This is a genomic window from Aureimonas mangrovi, assembly GCF_014058705.1.
In the GTDB taxonomy this organism is placed as follows: domain Bacteria; phylum Pseudomonadota; class Alphaproteobacteria; order Rhizobiales; family Rhizobiaceae; genus Aureimonas; species Aureimonas mangrovi.
This window is the reverse complement of the sequence record NZ_CP059692.1, coordinates 1,931,077-1,944,217: the sequence shown is the minus strand read 5'-3', so window position 1 is coordinate 1,944,217 and position 13,141 is coordinate 1,931,077. Positions and strand designations below refer to the sequence as shown.

At 61.2% G+C, this 13,141-nt stretch carries 18 protein-coding genes, 1 tRNA gene and 1 pseudogene; 7 read left to right on the top strand and 13 right to left on the bottom strand.

Translation table 11 applies throughout. The features are described from left to right. Positions 1-275: 275 nt before the first annotated feature. Entirely contained in the window at positions 276-614 is a 339-nt protein-coding gene (locus H1343_RS09280) for a BLUF domain-containing protein (RefSeq protein ID WP_185982646.1), read from the bottom strand. A gap of 394 nt (positions 615-1,008) precedes the next feature. Between H1343_RS09280 and H1343_RS09275 the strand changes: the two genes are divergently transcribed. After that, positions 1,009-1,395 carry a response regulator gene (locus H1343_RS09275; RefSeq protein ID WP_185982645.1) on the top strand — a complete coding sequence of 129 codons (387 nt, stop codon included), beginning with the start codon at positions 1,009-1,011 and terminating at the stop codon, positions 1,393-1,395. A 148-nt stretch (positions 1,396-1,543) separates the two neighbouring features. Here the strand turns inward: H1343_RS09275 and H1343_RS09270 are convergent, their stop codons facing one another. The 4 genes from H1343_RS09270 to H1343_RS09255 all read right to left on the bottom strand — a co-directional run bounded on the left by H1343_RS09270 (position 1,544) and on the right by H1343_RS09255 (position 2,595). Next, on the bottom strand, positions 1,544-1,771 hold the full coding sequence (locus tag H1343_RS09270; protein WP_185982644.1) for a hypothetical protein: 228 nt from the start codon (positions 1,769-1,771) through the stop codon (positions 1,544-1,546). 106 nt (positions 1,772-1,877) lie between these two features. Continuing rightward, complete coding sequence (locus H1343_RS09265; protein ID WP_185982643.1) at positions 1,878-2,204, bottom strand: hypothetical protein; 327 nt, start codon at positions 2,202-2,204, stop codon at positions 1,878-1,880. After that, positions 2,201-2,362, bottom strand: coding sequence for a DUF2256 domain-containing protein (locus H1343_RS09260; RefSeq protein ID WP_185982642.1), 162 nt, complete (start codon positions 2,360-2,362; stop codon positions 2,201-2,203). Before H1343_RS09260 ends, H1343_RS09265 begins: the two co-directional genes overlap by 4 nt. After that, positions 2,359-2,595: a hypothetical protein gene (locus H1343_RS09255; protein ID WP_185982641.1), complete on the bottom strand. Its 237-nt coding sequence runs from the start codon at positions 2,593-2,595 to the stop codon at positions 2,359-2,361. The genes H1343_RS09260 and H1343_RS09255 overlap by 4 nt, the downstream gene beginning before the upstream one ends. Positions 2,596-2,719: 124 nt before the next feature. Between H1343_RS09255 and H1343_RS09250 the strand changes: the two genes are divergently transcribed. After that, positions 2,720-2,983 (top strand): DUF3572 domain-containing protein, encoded by a 264-nt coding sequence (locus H1343_RS09250; RefSeq protein WP_185982640.1) that lies wholly within the window; start codon positions 2,720-2,722, stop codon positions 2,981-2,983. A gap of 239 nt (positions 2,984-3,222) precedes the next feature. On the opposite strand, the gene H1343_RS09245 is transcribed toward H1343_RS09250, so the two are convergent. The 4 genes from H1343_RS09245 to H1343_RS09230 all read right to left on the bottom strand — a co-directional run bounded on the left by H1343_RS09245 (position 3,223) and on the right by H1343_RS09230 (position 4,713). After that, the gene (locus tag H1343_RS09245) at positions 3,223-3,447 is read right to left on the bottom strand and encodes a hypothetical protein (RefSeq protein ID WP_185982639.1); all 225 of its coding nucleotides are present in this window, start codon (positions 3,445-3,447) and stop codon (positions 3,223-3,225) included. A 52-nt stretch (positions 3,448-3,499) separates the two neighbouring features. Further along, on the bottom strand, positions 3,500-3,793 hold the full coding sequence (gene nadS, locus H1343_RS09240; protein WP_185982638.1) for a NadS family protein: 294 nt from the start codon (positions 3,791-3,793) through the stop codon (positions 3,500-3,502). 43 nt (positions 3,794-3,836) lie between these two features. Beyond that, on the bottom strand, positions 3,837-4,247 hold the full coding sequence (locus tag H1343_RS09235; RefSeq protein WP_185982637.1) for an addiction module toxin RelE: 411 nt from the start codon (positions 4,245-4,247) through the stop codon (positions 3,837-3,839). Positions 4,248-4,464: 217 nt separating this feature from the next. Next, positions 4,465-4,713: a hypothetical protein gene (locus H1343_RS09230; RefSeq protein WP_185982636.1), complete on the bottom strand. Its 249-nt coding sequence runs from the start codon at positions 4,711-4,713 to the stop codon at positions 4,465-4,467. 53 nt (positions 4,714-4,766) lie between these two features. Between H1343_RS09230 and H1343_RS09225 the strand changes: the two genes are divergently transcribed. Both H1343_RS09225 and H1343_RS09220 read left to right on the top strand, forming a co-directional pair. After that, positions 4,767-5,546 (top strand): exodeoxyribonuclease III, encoded by a 780-nt coding sequence (locus tag H1343_RS09225; protein ID WP_185982635.1) that lies wholly within the window; start codon positions 4,767-4,769, stop codon positions 5,544-5,546. 122 nt (positions 5,547-5,668) lie between these two features. Beyond that, positions 5,669-5,965 (top strand): annotated as a pseudogene (locus tag H1343_RS09220) (tyrosine-type recombinase/integrase); the annotation flags it as partial. 136 nt (positions 5,966-6,101) lie between these two features. On the opposite strand, the gene H1343_RS09215 reads toward H1343_RS09220, so the two are convergent. From H1343_RS09215 to H1343_RS09200, 4 genes are all read right to left on the bottom strand, one after another. Next, complete coding sequence (locus H1343_RS09215; protein ID WP_185982634.1) at positions 6,102-6,707, bottom strand: hypothetical protein; 606 nt, start codon at positions 6,705-6,707, stop codon at positions 6,102-6,104. A gap of 44 nt (positions 6,708-6,751) precedes the next feature. Continuing rightward, complete coding sequence (locus tag H1343_RS09210; RefSeq protein WP_185982633.1) at positions 6,752-7,993, bottom strand: AAA family ATPase; 1,242 nt, start codon at positions 7,991-7,993, stop codon at positions 6,752-6,754. A gap of 238 nt (positions 7,994-8,231) precedes the next feature. Then, positions 8,232-8,765, bottom strand: coding sequence for a hypothetical protein (locus tag H1343_RS09205; protein ID WP_185982632.1), 534 nt, complete (start codon positions 8,763-8,765; stop codon positions 8,232-8,234). 70 nt (positions 8,766-8,835) lie between these two features. After that, positions 8,836-8,911 (bottom strand) — tRNA-Lys (locus H1343_RS09200). 164 nt (positions 8,912-9,075) lie between these two features. On the opposite strand from H1343_RS09200, the gene H1343_RS09195 reads away from it, so the two are divergent. The 3 genes from H1343_RS09195 to glmS all read left to right on the top strand — a co-directional run bounded on the left by H1343_RS09195 (position 9,076) and on the right by glmS (position 13,138). Further along, positions 9,076-9,813, top strand: a complete 738-nt coding sequence (locus tag H1343_RS09195) for a cytochrome c biogenesis CcdA family protein (protein WP_185982631.1) — start codon at positions 9,076-9,078, stop codon at positions 9,811-9,813. A gap of 24 nt (positions 9,814-9,837) precedes the next feature. Then, positions 9,838-11,199: a bifunctional UDP-N-acetylglucosamine diphosphorylase/glucosamine-1-phosphate N-acetyltransferase GlmU gene (glmU, locus tag H1343_RS09190; RefSeq protein WP_185982630.1), complete on the top strand. Its 1,362-nt coding sequence runs from the start codon at positions 9,838-9,840 to the stop codon at positions 11,197-11,199. A 112-nt stretch (positions 11,200-11,311) separates the two neighbouring features. Next, a complete protein-coding gene (glmS, locus tag H1343_RS09185) occupies positions 11,312-13,138 on the top strand; it encodes a glutamine--fructose-6-phosphate transaminase (isomerizing) (protein ID WP_185982629.1) in 1,827 nt (608 codons plus the stop codon). Positions 13,139-13,141 lie beyond the last annotated feature (3 nt).

The window sequence follows — 13,141 nt, the reverse complement described above, 5'->3', positions numbered from 1 at the left end:
TCGTTCCCATCTCCCTCACGCGGTCGTCGACGTGCAGATCAACGACCTGTCTTCGCTCGACGAGCTTTCTCTGTTGGTGATGGTCGACGAATGCGACAGATGGAAACGAACCTCTGACGGCAATAAGGCAGAGATCAACTCTAGGTCGGCATCGACCGTTTGGTCCGTTCTCGTTGAAGCGGATCGAGCATCGGTATCTGAGACGCGTGGACGTTTGATGGATGAAGTTGGACGCCGGCGCGATTGCGCTCAGGCGTCGTAATCCTGCTCTCCTATCAGTCCGCTGCGAGAGCGACCATCGCAGCATCGGCCATTGATCGCCGCGTCATTCCCCACGATGCGAACGCGCGGGACTTGATCGGCCGCTGGTCGATGACGACTACGCCTTCATGCCGCTTGTCGCGTTCGATCCGCCTGTAAAGAGACTGAACCCCCGCTTCGGCGCCCTCCAGGATTTGGCAAACGCGACCACCGTCGAGGGCCAGCATTCCGGAGATTCCCAACTGACGATTGCTGACGTCCGACCGTCGCACGATCTCGTCGATTTCGTCCGGGGTCACGGTCGGGCGGAGGCTTGAGGAGTACGTCAGACGGATCAGGAGAAGGGCGGACATTTATCCACCTCATACTCTTCGGCCCACAGGACGCAAGCCGATCACGTCGCAGGAGGAGTTGGACCACGGGCGACGTCAGCCTTGGGAGGCAGTCGGGCGAACAATCCGACGATGACGTAAGTTTGCAGAAGGATACTGGTGCGAGGCTGGCCGATCAGTTTAGGATCGCACGACGCTCTGGAAGCAGTGACTGGCTGAAACCGGACGATAGGAACCAATCGCCTCCGCAGTGGTTCATTACCACAAGCCACGCAAGTTCCCTCCCTTCCAAGCCCGTCGTCTCCCTAGAGACGGCGGGTTCTTCTTTACCTCCGCAGGAAATCTATCGTTGCCGACCTAGCGGAAACCGGCTGGTGTTCGTAAGAGAACGGCACGCATCCAGAATGGAATCCGCATGTCGCCCTGCATCCTCATCGTCGACGACGAACCCGTCATCGCTATGCATATCGAGGCGGTGGTAGAGGAAGTCGGGTACGCAAACACCGCAGTTGCCTTCACGGCGGATCAAGCGAGAGCCGCGGCAGCCCGTGAGCGGCCAGACATCGCGCTGATGGATATCAGCCTCAGCGATGGTGTAGACGGGATCGATCTGTCGAACGAGCTTTTCGATCTCTACCGCACACGGTGCATTCTGATCAGCGGCTATGCGAACGATCCATCCGTCACCGAAAGGCTCATCGCGGGGCGCCATTTCGCCGTCGTCGCCAAACCGTTCGATGAGGCTCAGTTGCGCTCGATAATTCAACAATGCGCCGAGGGCTTGGTGCGGGCGTCGGGCTAAGCTAGCTCAAGAAAAAGGCAGCCGCGCCGGCTAGCAAAGCTCAGAGCACAAGAAGCGCGGTCAAATTGGCGATGATCGACAGAGACGACTTCGAAGCTTTCTGTTTCTCCAACACCATGCCTCCGTTGTTCGTCGAGGCTCGCTCCGGCTAGGCCATAAGCGTGCGGCATCGCTCACGTTCCGCCTGGAGTTTCATTTCGAAGAATGTCAGCGTCTGCCGCCGGTCGATGATGCTTCGCTCCAGCGCATCACGCTCTACGTAGCAGGCGTCCTCAGCCATCTGCGCGAGGAAATGGATCTGACGCGCAAGGCGAGCTTCAGCCTGCAGGACGGCGACCTCTGCCGATGCTACCGCGTTCCGCTCGATCGTTTCCATGACGCCATCCACACTGCCGACCGTGAATGCGTCGGTCCTCAAGTTGTATGGCGCGCGAAGGATCAATCAAGGCGCTCTGAGCGAGGCTCGTCGATAGATCCGGTACTTAAGCAGACGTACTCTCGCTTATCCGACGGTCGAGTAGGCGGATGAAGGCGCGATAGAGCTTAATACTGACTTGGTAGCCCGGATCGGTCGTATGGTGCGGTAGGTAAAGCGCATCACCTTCCAGCGATGCGAGCTGTTCGAGGAGTTCGTGCCGCAACTTCACGCGATAGCTACGGGTGGCCTCGGGCCTCTTCTTGCTCGCCGACGCCACTTGCCGGTCGAAGAGGTAAATCCAGCGTGACTGGTCAGCTTCGCCGCTCATCTGCGCCTCGTTGCAGGCCTTGCGTACCAGATCGAGCGCGTCGCGACGGCGTAGGGCTTTCACGATGATAGAGCTTCCTTGCGCCCAGCCTTCGCTTCACGTCGGCAGCGATCCGAGCAGTACCGAACCTCTTCCCAGTTCTTGGCCCACGCCTTGCGCCAGACCATCGGCCGCCCGCCGTGCAGGCAGGACTTCGAAGGCAGATTGCCTTTGCGGATCATGCCGCGGCTCCATCGCGAACGAGCAGCCCTTCGTCCGTCAGCATGAACCACGCCTTCATGCTGGGCCCGATTACCCACTGAGCAAGGCCGAGCTTCACCAGATCGTCAATCGTCTGAACCAAGCCCTCGTCGATTGCGAACATCTCTTCGCCCATTCGATCGACGTCCGGCCGCTCGCGGTCGAGGGTCGCGAGAACCACCGCCTGGGGCAGGGTAAGGTCGGAGAGGCGCATAAGAGCTTCGCTGTCGCGCCGTAGTGATTCTGTAACCGTCGGCTGCGTTCGGTCGTTGCCAGCATCTTTCACGGGGCTGTGCTTGCCGTCTATAGGTCATCGCGATCTTGCTGGAGATAGCGCCATGCCCATACGCGACCGCCACACCTCCGACCCGTCCGCCATCGGCATCGCCGCGCTGAGTTTTCTCGCCGCCGATCCGGTCCTGATGCGCCGATTCCTCGACCTGTCCGGCTACCAGGCCGACCAGCTCCGCGCCGAGGCCGAGAAGCCGTCCTTCTTCGTCGCACTCCTCGACTTCATCCTGGCGCACGAGCCGACGGTGATGCAGTTCGCGAGCTTCGCCGAGATCGATCCGGCAGCGGTGGGGCAGGCGAGGGAGGGGTAGATGTTGACCGTTGTCGAGACGGCCCGCTTTACGCCCTGTAAGAGCGTCAGCTGCTACGCGGACGTACCAAACGAGAGACGCAGAAGTGCTGACAGGATGGTAGTGACCATTTCGCACGGTTGGGTAGGAGTTAAATCACTCTGATCCAGTCAGGCAATACCGCTCTCACCCCAGCAACTTTCGCTGTTCGGTCAGGGTGATCGGCGTCCCGATGCATGGCTCGGTCTTTGCGCCACCTGTCACAGCGAGTTCAGCTCGAGATGTGGATGCGCCGCTTGTCCATGGCGTTGCGCGCTTTCAACTGCTTCAGCCTGATTGCCGAGAATTGTTGCGCCGCTAAAGGTTAGCAGGGCGGCGAACAGAAACCAGCCCCAGCTGTCCATTTTACGCAGCGCAAGGATCAATGCAGAGAATGCGAGAAACAGGCTAAGCGTGTTTACCGCAAAAAATGATGAAGCACTCATAGGAATGTCTTTCGCAGTGGGCGGGCGCAGAAATCCTATGCGGATGCTACTATTATCCAACCGCCAACAATTTCTCAACCACGTCGGGGTCGTTATTTATAATTTGCAGCAAAACGCGGGCCATCGCTTCAGGCCGTCGCCGGCCTTGCTCCCAGTTTCGAACTGTCGCTAATGGTATCCCGAACTGCATAGCAAATTCGCTCTGAGACATACGTAGTTTGTCTCGAACGGCTTTAACATCAATACTATCGGGCACGCGTACGTTGCGAACGCGTGCAGCAGTTTTTTCCTCTCTTGCATACGCGAGGGCGTCATTCAGCCCGTCGATAATCTTAGCGCCAGACATTGGTTTTGACCTAAATTTATATATGCCTCTCGGCGAAAGGGATTTAAGCAATCCCGCCTACATCGCACCTCCTACTCCGCTTCCTAGCGTATTCGTCACGGATACTGTCCGCTATTTTCGCCATTGCTCGCTCCTCAACCTTAGTCAACCTCAATCTCTCACCCTTGCTATAAACAGCAAGCAGGAACACGGGCATGTTTAGGTCGTGGTAAAAGTAGATGATCCGAATTCCTTTACTCTTACCCTTTCCGGCCCCCATCCATCGAAGTTTGCGAATTCCGCCAGTCCCAGGAATGACGACACCCGCCTCTGGGTTCAGTGCTATGTGCTCTACGAGAGCGCTGCGCTCATCTTCGGAAAGCAGTGAACTGATATCGCGATCAAAACCCTGCATTTCAGCGATTGTGATCGGGTAGACATGTCCCCCCCGGGCAATACGCACCAACTCCAACATGACGCCATTTCCTTTGGCTTGAGCTGCTAACGATCCCCCAGCTGCTGCTCAACTATGCCAATGGCGTACTCTCGTCAAGAGGGATTACCAGCGACGATCTAAGGAAGTGTTAATTCGGGGGGGGGGCGGATTCGCGTTTTTGAAGTGCTCATTGGCATCCGTCCACGCGCCACCTCCACAGTGAGCACGCAAAACGAACCTCTAAGAGATGCGCGGCTCAATCATCCCCGAACATCCCCGCCGGCAGCTCGCCGTGCCGCGCCAGTACGGCCGGCTCCTCCAGAACTTCGCCCGTGTCTGTGTCCACCGTCTGCGTGATGGCGACGACGCCAGCCACCCGCTCTGCGTCACGATCGGCACGGGCGACGGCGGCCTGCGCCGACGGGAACTCCATCTGGCGGCCGGCGACGAGCTTCTTCCCCTGCCGCTCGAACTGCTGAACGATGTAGAGGGTCTTGGCGGGCATTCGTGGTCTCCGTGCGTCTGGACGCTACCATAGCGGACAAAGCGAGAGCTGCTGTGAAGATCGCGACGTTCAACATCAACAACGTGAACCGCCGGCTGCCAAACCTGTTGGCCTGGCTTGAGGCGGCCGAGCCGGACCTTGTCTGCCTTCAGGAGCTGAAGGCAGCGCAGGACGCCTTCCCGCAAAAGGCTTTGTCGAGCGCCGGCTACGAGGCCGTATGGAAGGGCCAACGGCAGTGGAACGGGGTGGCGATCCTCGGTCGCGGCAAGACGCCGATCCTCACCCGCGACCAACTCCCCGGCGGTGATAGCGACACACAGAGCCGATACATCGAAGCCGCCTACGACGGGGTGATCGTCGCATCGATCTACCTCCCTAACGGCAATCCGCGACCTGGCCCGAAGTTCGACTACAAGCTCGCTTGGTTCGATCGACTCGTCCGCCATGCTGGCGAGTTGATGGACGCGAAGGTCCCGGTCGTGCTCGCAGGCGACTACAACGTCGTTCCGACCGATCTTGACATCTACCCCACCAAGTCCTGGAACGACGACGCCCTGACGCAGCCGGAGCCGCGGTCAGCGTTCCGGAGCCTGACCGACGCGGGATGGACGGATGCGATCCGTAAGCTTCACCCGGCTGAGCCGATGTTCTCGTTCTGGGACTACAAGCGTCAGCGTTGGCCGCAGGGCAAGGGGCTACGGCTGGACCACCTTCTCCTCAGCCCACAGATTGTTCCGCGCCTCATGGCTGGCGGCGTCGATCGCGACGTTCGTGGCGAAGAGGGCGCGAGCGATCACGCGCCTGTCTGGATCGAGTTGGCAGACGCGGAGTAGGCTGCCCTTATGTGCAACCTCTACTCCCACACGAAGGGCCAGTCGGCGATCCGCGAACTTATGCGCGTGATGCGAAACCGTACTGAGATCTGCCGGGCATGCTGGGCGTTCAAGCACGCATCGACGAGCACGTTTTCCCAGGTCAGGGGGTCGGCATGCGTCTCTCCGTCATGGCGATGGACATGCTGCTGCGGCGGATGAAGGTCGATGTCAACGTCCACGGGTTCCGCTCGTCGTTCCGCGACTGGTGCGGCAACGAGACCGCATTCCCCCGCGACCTGGCCGAGCAGGCACTCGCCCACGCGGTCGGCGACGAAACCGAGCGCGCCTATCGGCGCAGCGACGCACTGGCGAAACGGAGCAAGCTCATGGAGGCGTGGGCGTCATTTGTCGAGCGCTTGCCACCCTCCCGCAAATGATAAGTCAGCGCGGCGCCTCAACCCTATCACCGTAGAGCGCCTTAAAATCCGCTAGAGGGAGAGGGTCGCGCGCGGTCAGCGAAGAGGGTGGTAGATCGACGCCCTCTGCTCTTGCTGCATCAGGCCCATGTATGGATCACCACTCGGTCGATGCGACGCCTGCTTCGAAATGCGCATAGCTTTGGCATAGTTGGCTGATGTTGGCGAAACCTGCTGCTGCGTCTCGGACACGTTTTTTGTAAAGCGGAGTTACCGAACGATCAGCGCGATGGTTAGCTCGGAACACGACTTTCGCATTAATCGCCTCACTGGTTTGAGCATGTCCCTCCGCAGCGAGAATCCAGCATTCCGTCTGCATGGTGGGAAACGCCAAGATCAACCGCTTTCGTAAGTCTTGGTCGGGTTGCAGCCACGAAGTCACAGCTGTCTCCAAGCCGGCCATCCGGTCCGGAACTGTGGCGTTCGAGGGAGGTAGCGAGCATTGGACCGAATTTCGGACTAGGTCGAGCGCGTCGCCATCAAGGTGGATTAGTATGACGTCGAGGCGAGGGTCGCCAGCGAACAAGGGCTCGAATAGGCTCTGCAAATTAGCGCCAGAATTGGCCAGGCACCACGCCATGACCCTCGTCCACCCCCCATTCCCGTATGCGCCAGAAGCATCCTGCACGGGCTGAATGGGAATGAAATTGACGTCTTCGCTCCACCGTTCTTTGAACTCGTATTCGATGATGGGGCGGAGCATGATGACATCGTGTGGACCCTCGACGACTAATCCAACGTTCACCATCAAAGCGCGTCCCGAATACGTTCTGTCAGCAGAAGCTCAGACAGCTTCTTGCCTTGATGGCGCTGTATCCACTGAGCTTTATCGGTGTTTTCCGGCGGTTGAAGCGTCCGAAATAGAGAGCGCCCCAAGGCGCCCTGGTCCCCATCAGTGCTCCGATGGCAGATGAATATTTTCTGGTCATTCTCGAAGATGTCGAAGCTATCCAACGAGGACGGATGATGCGACGTCATAAATGACTGTCGTTTAGTCGGCGTATCAGGATCGCCGACGACGTCGATGAGATGCTTTGCGAGTGTTCTAACTAGTCGTGGATTAAGGGTACCATCGACATTATCAAGTGCAAAGCTGTTCGGTGTTTCCCGGTGAGCCAGAAGAGTTGCGACAAATATTAAATACAGCGTTCCTTCGCTTGCATCGAAGGCGCTAAGCATATTTCGGCCGCTCTTCATATACTTATCGCGAATGTAGAGGAGAACTCCCTCCGACCTCACTTGGCCGGGAACGATGTTGGCGTCAAATTCGCCAGTTTGAACACGATCCGCCCAACCCGGCTCCCAGATAATGTTGATAAGTTTTTGAACTTCGGAACGTTTGTAGTCCAAACATGTGCTGAACGCTGAGGCCAGCCCGGACCCGGTTAATCCAAGTGGCTCGACAACCCGAGAATCGATCGCCAAGCCGCGCATTACGGCCGTCTGAGGCGCATAGATCGCATAACCGGCAAAGTGATCGAGCTCCAAGCGGAACTCCTCCGGTATCTCGACCAGCGGTCTGAGAACGCTCCAGACACTTCGGGTTTTCGAGATGGAGTCCTTGCGAAAACTGGGGAGCTGGTTAGCGACAGAATGCAATTTGACGCCGTGCGGACCGCGCCCGAAGATTTGCTTGTCGCCGCAATAGAGCGCTTCAGTCGTGAACTCGAGGTTGGTTCTCGATGGGCTGGAACTGATGCTGCACTCGTACCGGCCGTGGTCGAACTCAGCAGAAAGGCGAAATGTTTTCGGAAGGTCGTAGCCTTTGAAGGCGGATTTGAAAATGTGTGGAAGAGAGAGGCGCACCCCCTTCAAATCCAAGGTAACGCTATCGAGCCCGCTCGACAGCGCTGCGGAAAGGACACCAAGGGCTTCGAGGAGATTTGATTTGCCCGACCCATTGGAGCCGACGAGCAAATTGATGCGACCAAAGTCGAACTCATGCTCGTAAATCGACTTGAAGCGTGTGACTTTCAGCTTCCGAAGCATGGCTGTTTCCCCTCGGAAGTGGGCCTATGTCGCGAGCGAATTGCTCTCTGTTGGCATGGCCTAAACAGCTTGCGCGAGTATGACAAGGGTGGCGACCATTCGCTTAAGTTCTCCTTATTCTCCGCCTGAGTGCCGTTTCACGGGAACAAGCCGCCGCTGCTACGCGGCCCGCCGCACCATGCTCGACGACACGCGCACCTCTCGCATGCCGGCCAGATGCTCGAGCATCAGCGTCACCTCACGCCGGCCGTGGACGGCCGATATGCGCGCCGGCTCGCCGCCGAGCCAGCGGTGTGACGCCAAGACCTTGGCTAGCGAGCACCAGCGTGTCGCGCTCAAAGCAGGCGTTCAGACCTTCCCTCGACGACTGTAGCCCGGCTGCGCGCGGATCAACCGTGCGGAAGAGGTGCCGCTTCGCACGACCCGTCGGCGAGAGATCATCGAGGAAAACGCCGTACTTCGTGTAGGGGCCGTCCGGCTCGTGTGTGCGCACCATCGTCCTCGCTGCCCAAGCGACGATCACCCGCGCGTCGTCCGTCGACGGCGACAGCTTCGTCGAACGCTGGCCGCTAGGTGGGTTCGGCCGGCGGTCTGAGCCATGGGCGAGGCCAATTATCCGCGAATCCGGGAGGCCGTTGCGCGGTCCGTTTCGCCGACCACGCAGCCCCGCCGCCGACGCCAGAGGGCGGCCGCCCATGTCGCATCCATGTCGCGCGGAGATGCCGACGATGTAGGGAATCGCCGGTAAATCAAGGGTAATGAGTTGCAACATGGGCAGACTGCCAGCCGCCGCCGTAGTAAACTGACGACCCGCCAAGTCTTTGATAACGCTGTTGAAAGAATGGTGAGCGCGCTGGGGCTCGAACCCAGGACCTACAGATTAAAAGTCCGTTGCTCTACCAACTGAGCTACGCGCTCTCCGGCCCGTGAGGGAACCACCGAGTCGGCGCGGACCATAGGTTTGGCAGCCGTCGCGGTCAATCCGCGCGGGAGCGATTGCCGCTCGCGCGGCGCCGCGATAGAACCGGCGCCATGATGCACCCCGCAGCCCTGGCCACGCTTGGATCGAGAGGGCCGTTCTCTTGATCGAGCTCTCCTACCCGACGGCTGTCCTCGGGGGCGCGCTGTCCTTCCTCAGCCCCTGCGTCCTGCCCCTCGTCCCACCCTATCTGTGCTACATGGCAGGCGTCTCGGCGGAAGACCTGCGCTCAGGTGTCGACCTACCGACACGCAGTTATGCGCGCCTCGTCGGCACCGCTCTCGTCTTCGTCCTCGGCTTCTCCACCGTCTTCGTCGCGCTCGGGGCCGGCGCCTCGACGATCGGGCAGGTACTGCGTCAGAATCTCGACTGGCTCGGGATTCTTGCCGGGATCGCGATCATCGTGATGGGGCTGAACTTCCTCGGCGTCTTCCGCATTGGGCTTCTGTTGCGCGAGGCACGGCTCACCGCGCCCGATCGCCCGAGGTCGATCCTCGGCGCCTATCTGATGGGGCTTGCCTTCGCCTTCGGCTGGACGCCCTGCATCGGCCCCGTCCTCGGGGCGATCCTCGGCCTTGCCGGCACGCAGCAGACGGTGGGGGAAGGTGCCGTCCTGCTCGGCTTCTATTCGGCCGGACTCGGCATTCCCTTCGTGCTCGCGGCTGCCTTTTCGGGCGCCTTCCTGCGCGCCGTCTCACGCGTGCGGGCACATTTCGCCACGATCGAGAAGGCCATGGGCGGGCTTCTCGTGGTCACGGGCGTCCTGTTCCTGACCGGCAGCATCCAGTCGATGTCGTTCTGGCTGCTCGAAACCTTTCCCGCTCTGCAGATGATCGGCTGACGCCGACCCGAGGACCTGTCGCCGATGACGAGAAGCTGCCTTTCGATCGTGCTCGCCGCCGGCGAGGGAACGCGCATGAAGTCTTCGCGCTCGAAGGTTCTGCACGAGGTGGCCGGGCTGCCGATGGTCGGCCACGCCGTCCTCGCCGCAGGCTCTGCCGGATCGCAGGCCGTTGCCCTCGTCGTCGGGCGTGACGCAGGGTCGGTGGAGGCTGCCGTTAAGCGCCACGCCGCGAACGTGTCCGTGCATCTTCAAACGGAGCGTCTCGGCACCGGCCATGCGGTGCTGGCCGCTCGCGAGGCGATCGAGGCGGGCCACGACGATCTCCTGATCCTCTTCGGCGATACGCCGTTGATCGCTGCTGAAACGCTGGCGCGGGCGCGCGCCGAGGTGGTCGATGGCGCGGCCGTTTGCGTCGTCGGCTTCCGCACGCCCGACCCGACCGGCTATGGCCGCCTCCTGACGCGGGACGGCGAACTCTTGGCCATCCGCGAGGAGAAGGACGCGAGCGAGGAAGAGCGCGGGGTCGATTTCTGCAATGGAGGCGTGATGGCGCTCAACGGACGCCTCGCGCTGGCGCTCCTTGAGAAGATCGGCAACGCCAACGCCAAAAGAGAGTACTACCTGACGGACATCGTCGAGATCGCCCGTGGCGAGGGGCATCGCGTACGGGCGATCGAGGCCGACGCCTCCGAGCTTCTCGGCGTCAATACGCGCGTGGAACTCGCGGCCGTCGAGGCGCTATGGCAGGCGCGGCGGCGCCGCGAGCTGATGCTGGCGGGCGTCACGATGATTGCGCCCGAAACCGTGTTCCTTGCCTTCGACACGCAGATCGGCGAGGACGTTGTTGTGGAGCCCAATGTCGTCTTCGGTCCCGGCGTCGCTGTCGCTTCGGGGGTCGTGATTCACGGCTTTTCGCATCTAGAGGGGGCAAAGGTCGCGTCCGGGGCCTCGGTTGGCCCTTTCGCGCGTCTGCGACCGGGCACGCGACTCGGCGAAGGCGCGAAGATCGGCAATTTCTGCGAGACGAAGAATGCCGAGATCGAGCCGGGGGCCAAGGTCAACCATCTGACCTATATCGGCGACGCGCGCGTCGGCGCTCGCGCCAACATCGGCGCCGGCACGATCACCTGCAATTACGATGGCGCCAACAAGCACCACACCGATATCGGCGCGGACGTCTTCGTCGGTTCCAACTCCTCGCTGGTCGCGCCGATTGCGATCGGCGATGGCGCCTATATCGGCTCGGGCAGCGTCTTGACCGACGATGTGCCGGCGGACGCGCTGGCAATCGGCCGCGGGCGTCAGGTGACGAAGGAGGGGCGCGGGCGCGAGATCAGGGAGCGTGTCGCCGCCGCCAGGAAGGCGAAGGCAGACGCGAAGTGACGTTCGCTCGGCGGTAATCTTCAGACATCAAAATCTATCAGCGTCGTTGCGTGCTCCGTGATTTATGGGGCATCGCCCTGATTTGTCACGCGTCCCAGCCGGAGCCTTGCCCATGTGCGGTATCATCGGAATCGTTAGCCGAAGCGACGTCGCCTCGCGTCTCGTCGATGCGCTGAAGCGCCTGGAGTATCGCGGCTACGATTCCGCCGGCATCGCAACGGTGCATGACGGGGTGCTGGACCGCCGCCGCGCGGAGGGCAAGCTCGTCAATCTGGAGAAAGTGCTGGCCGAAGATGCCCTGCCGGGCACGATCGGCATCGGACACACGCGCTGGGCAACGCACGGCGCGCCGACGACGCGCAACGCGCATCCGCATGCGACGAAGCGTCTGGCGGTCGTGCACAACGGGATCATCGAGAACTTCCGCGAACTTAAGGCCGAGCTGTCGGCCGATGGCTATTCGTTCGAGAGCGACACCGACACCGAGACTGTTGCCGTCTACGCCACGCGCGAGCTCGATCGCGGCGCATCGCCCAGGGACGCCGTCCAGTCGACCTTGAAGCGGCTGGAGGGCGCGTTCTCGCTCGCCTTCGTCTTCCACGGTGAGGAGGCTCTCCTGATCGGCGCACGCAAGGGCTCGCCGCTGGCCGTGGGCGAGGGGCAGGACGAGATGTTCCTCGGCTCGGATGCCATCGCGCTTTCGCCCTTCACCGACGCCGTGCGCTACCTGGAGGACGGCGACTGGGTTGTCTTGGATAACGGCGGTGCGACGATCTACGACGCGAGCGGTGCACAAGTTTCCCGGCCGCTGAGGCGCGCCGTGGGCAAAGCCTTCTACGTGGACAAGGGCAATCACCGCCACTTCATGCAGAAGGAGATCTACGAGCAGCCCGAAGTGGTCGGGCACACGCTCGGCGCCTTCGTGGACATGACGACGGGGCGCACGCGCGCCCCGCACGGCCAGCCGCTCGACTTCTCCGCTGTGAAGCGCATGGCGATTTCGGCCTGCGGCACTGGTTTTCTCGCCGGCCATGTCGGAAGGTACTATTTCGAACGTTATGCTCGAATCGCCTGCGATCTCGATGTCGCGTCCGAGTTCCGCTATCGCGAGAGCCCGCTCGATGACGTCGATCTGGCGCTCTTCGTCTCTCAGTCGGGCGAGACGGCCGACACGCTTGCCTCGCTGCGCTACGCCAAAGAGATGGGCCTGCGTACGGCGTCGATCCTGAACGTGCCGGAATCGACGATGGCGCGCGAGAGCGACATCGTGCTGCCGACGCTGGCCGGGCCTGAGATCGGCGTCGCCTCCACCAAGGCCTTCACCTGCCAGCTCATGGCGCTCGCCGCGATGTCCGTGCGAGCCGGCATCGAACGCGGAGTTCTTACCGAGGCGCAGGAGCTGGAACTCACTGCAGCGCTTGCAGAAGCGCCGCGTCTCATCAACGCGGCGCTCCTTCTGGAGGATCGGATCGAGACCATCGCGCGCGAGATGGCGACCTATCGCCATGCGCTGTTCCTCGGGCGCGGCTCCTCCTATCCGATCGCGATGGAAGGCGCGTTGAAGCTAAAGGAAATCAGCTACATCCACGCGGAAGGTTATGCGGCGGGTGAGCTGAAGCATGGGCCTATCGCGCTGATCGACGAGGACATGCCTGTCGTCGTCGTCGCTCCGCATGACCGCCTGTTCGAGAAGACGGTCTCGAACATGCAGGAGGTCGCAGCGCGCGGCGGGCGCATCCTTTTGATCACCGATGAACGCGGCGCGTCTTCGGGCGCAGTGGATGCCGCCGAGACGATCGTCCTGCCGGACATGCCGGACATTCTGACCCCCATTGTCTACACCGTTCCGCTACAGCTTTTGGCCTACCACACGGCCGTGCAGATGGGCACCGATGTCGACCAGCCGCGCAACCTAGCGAAGTCGGTTACAGTCGAGTAGCCG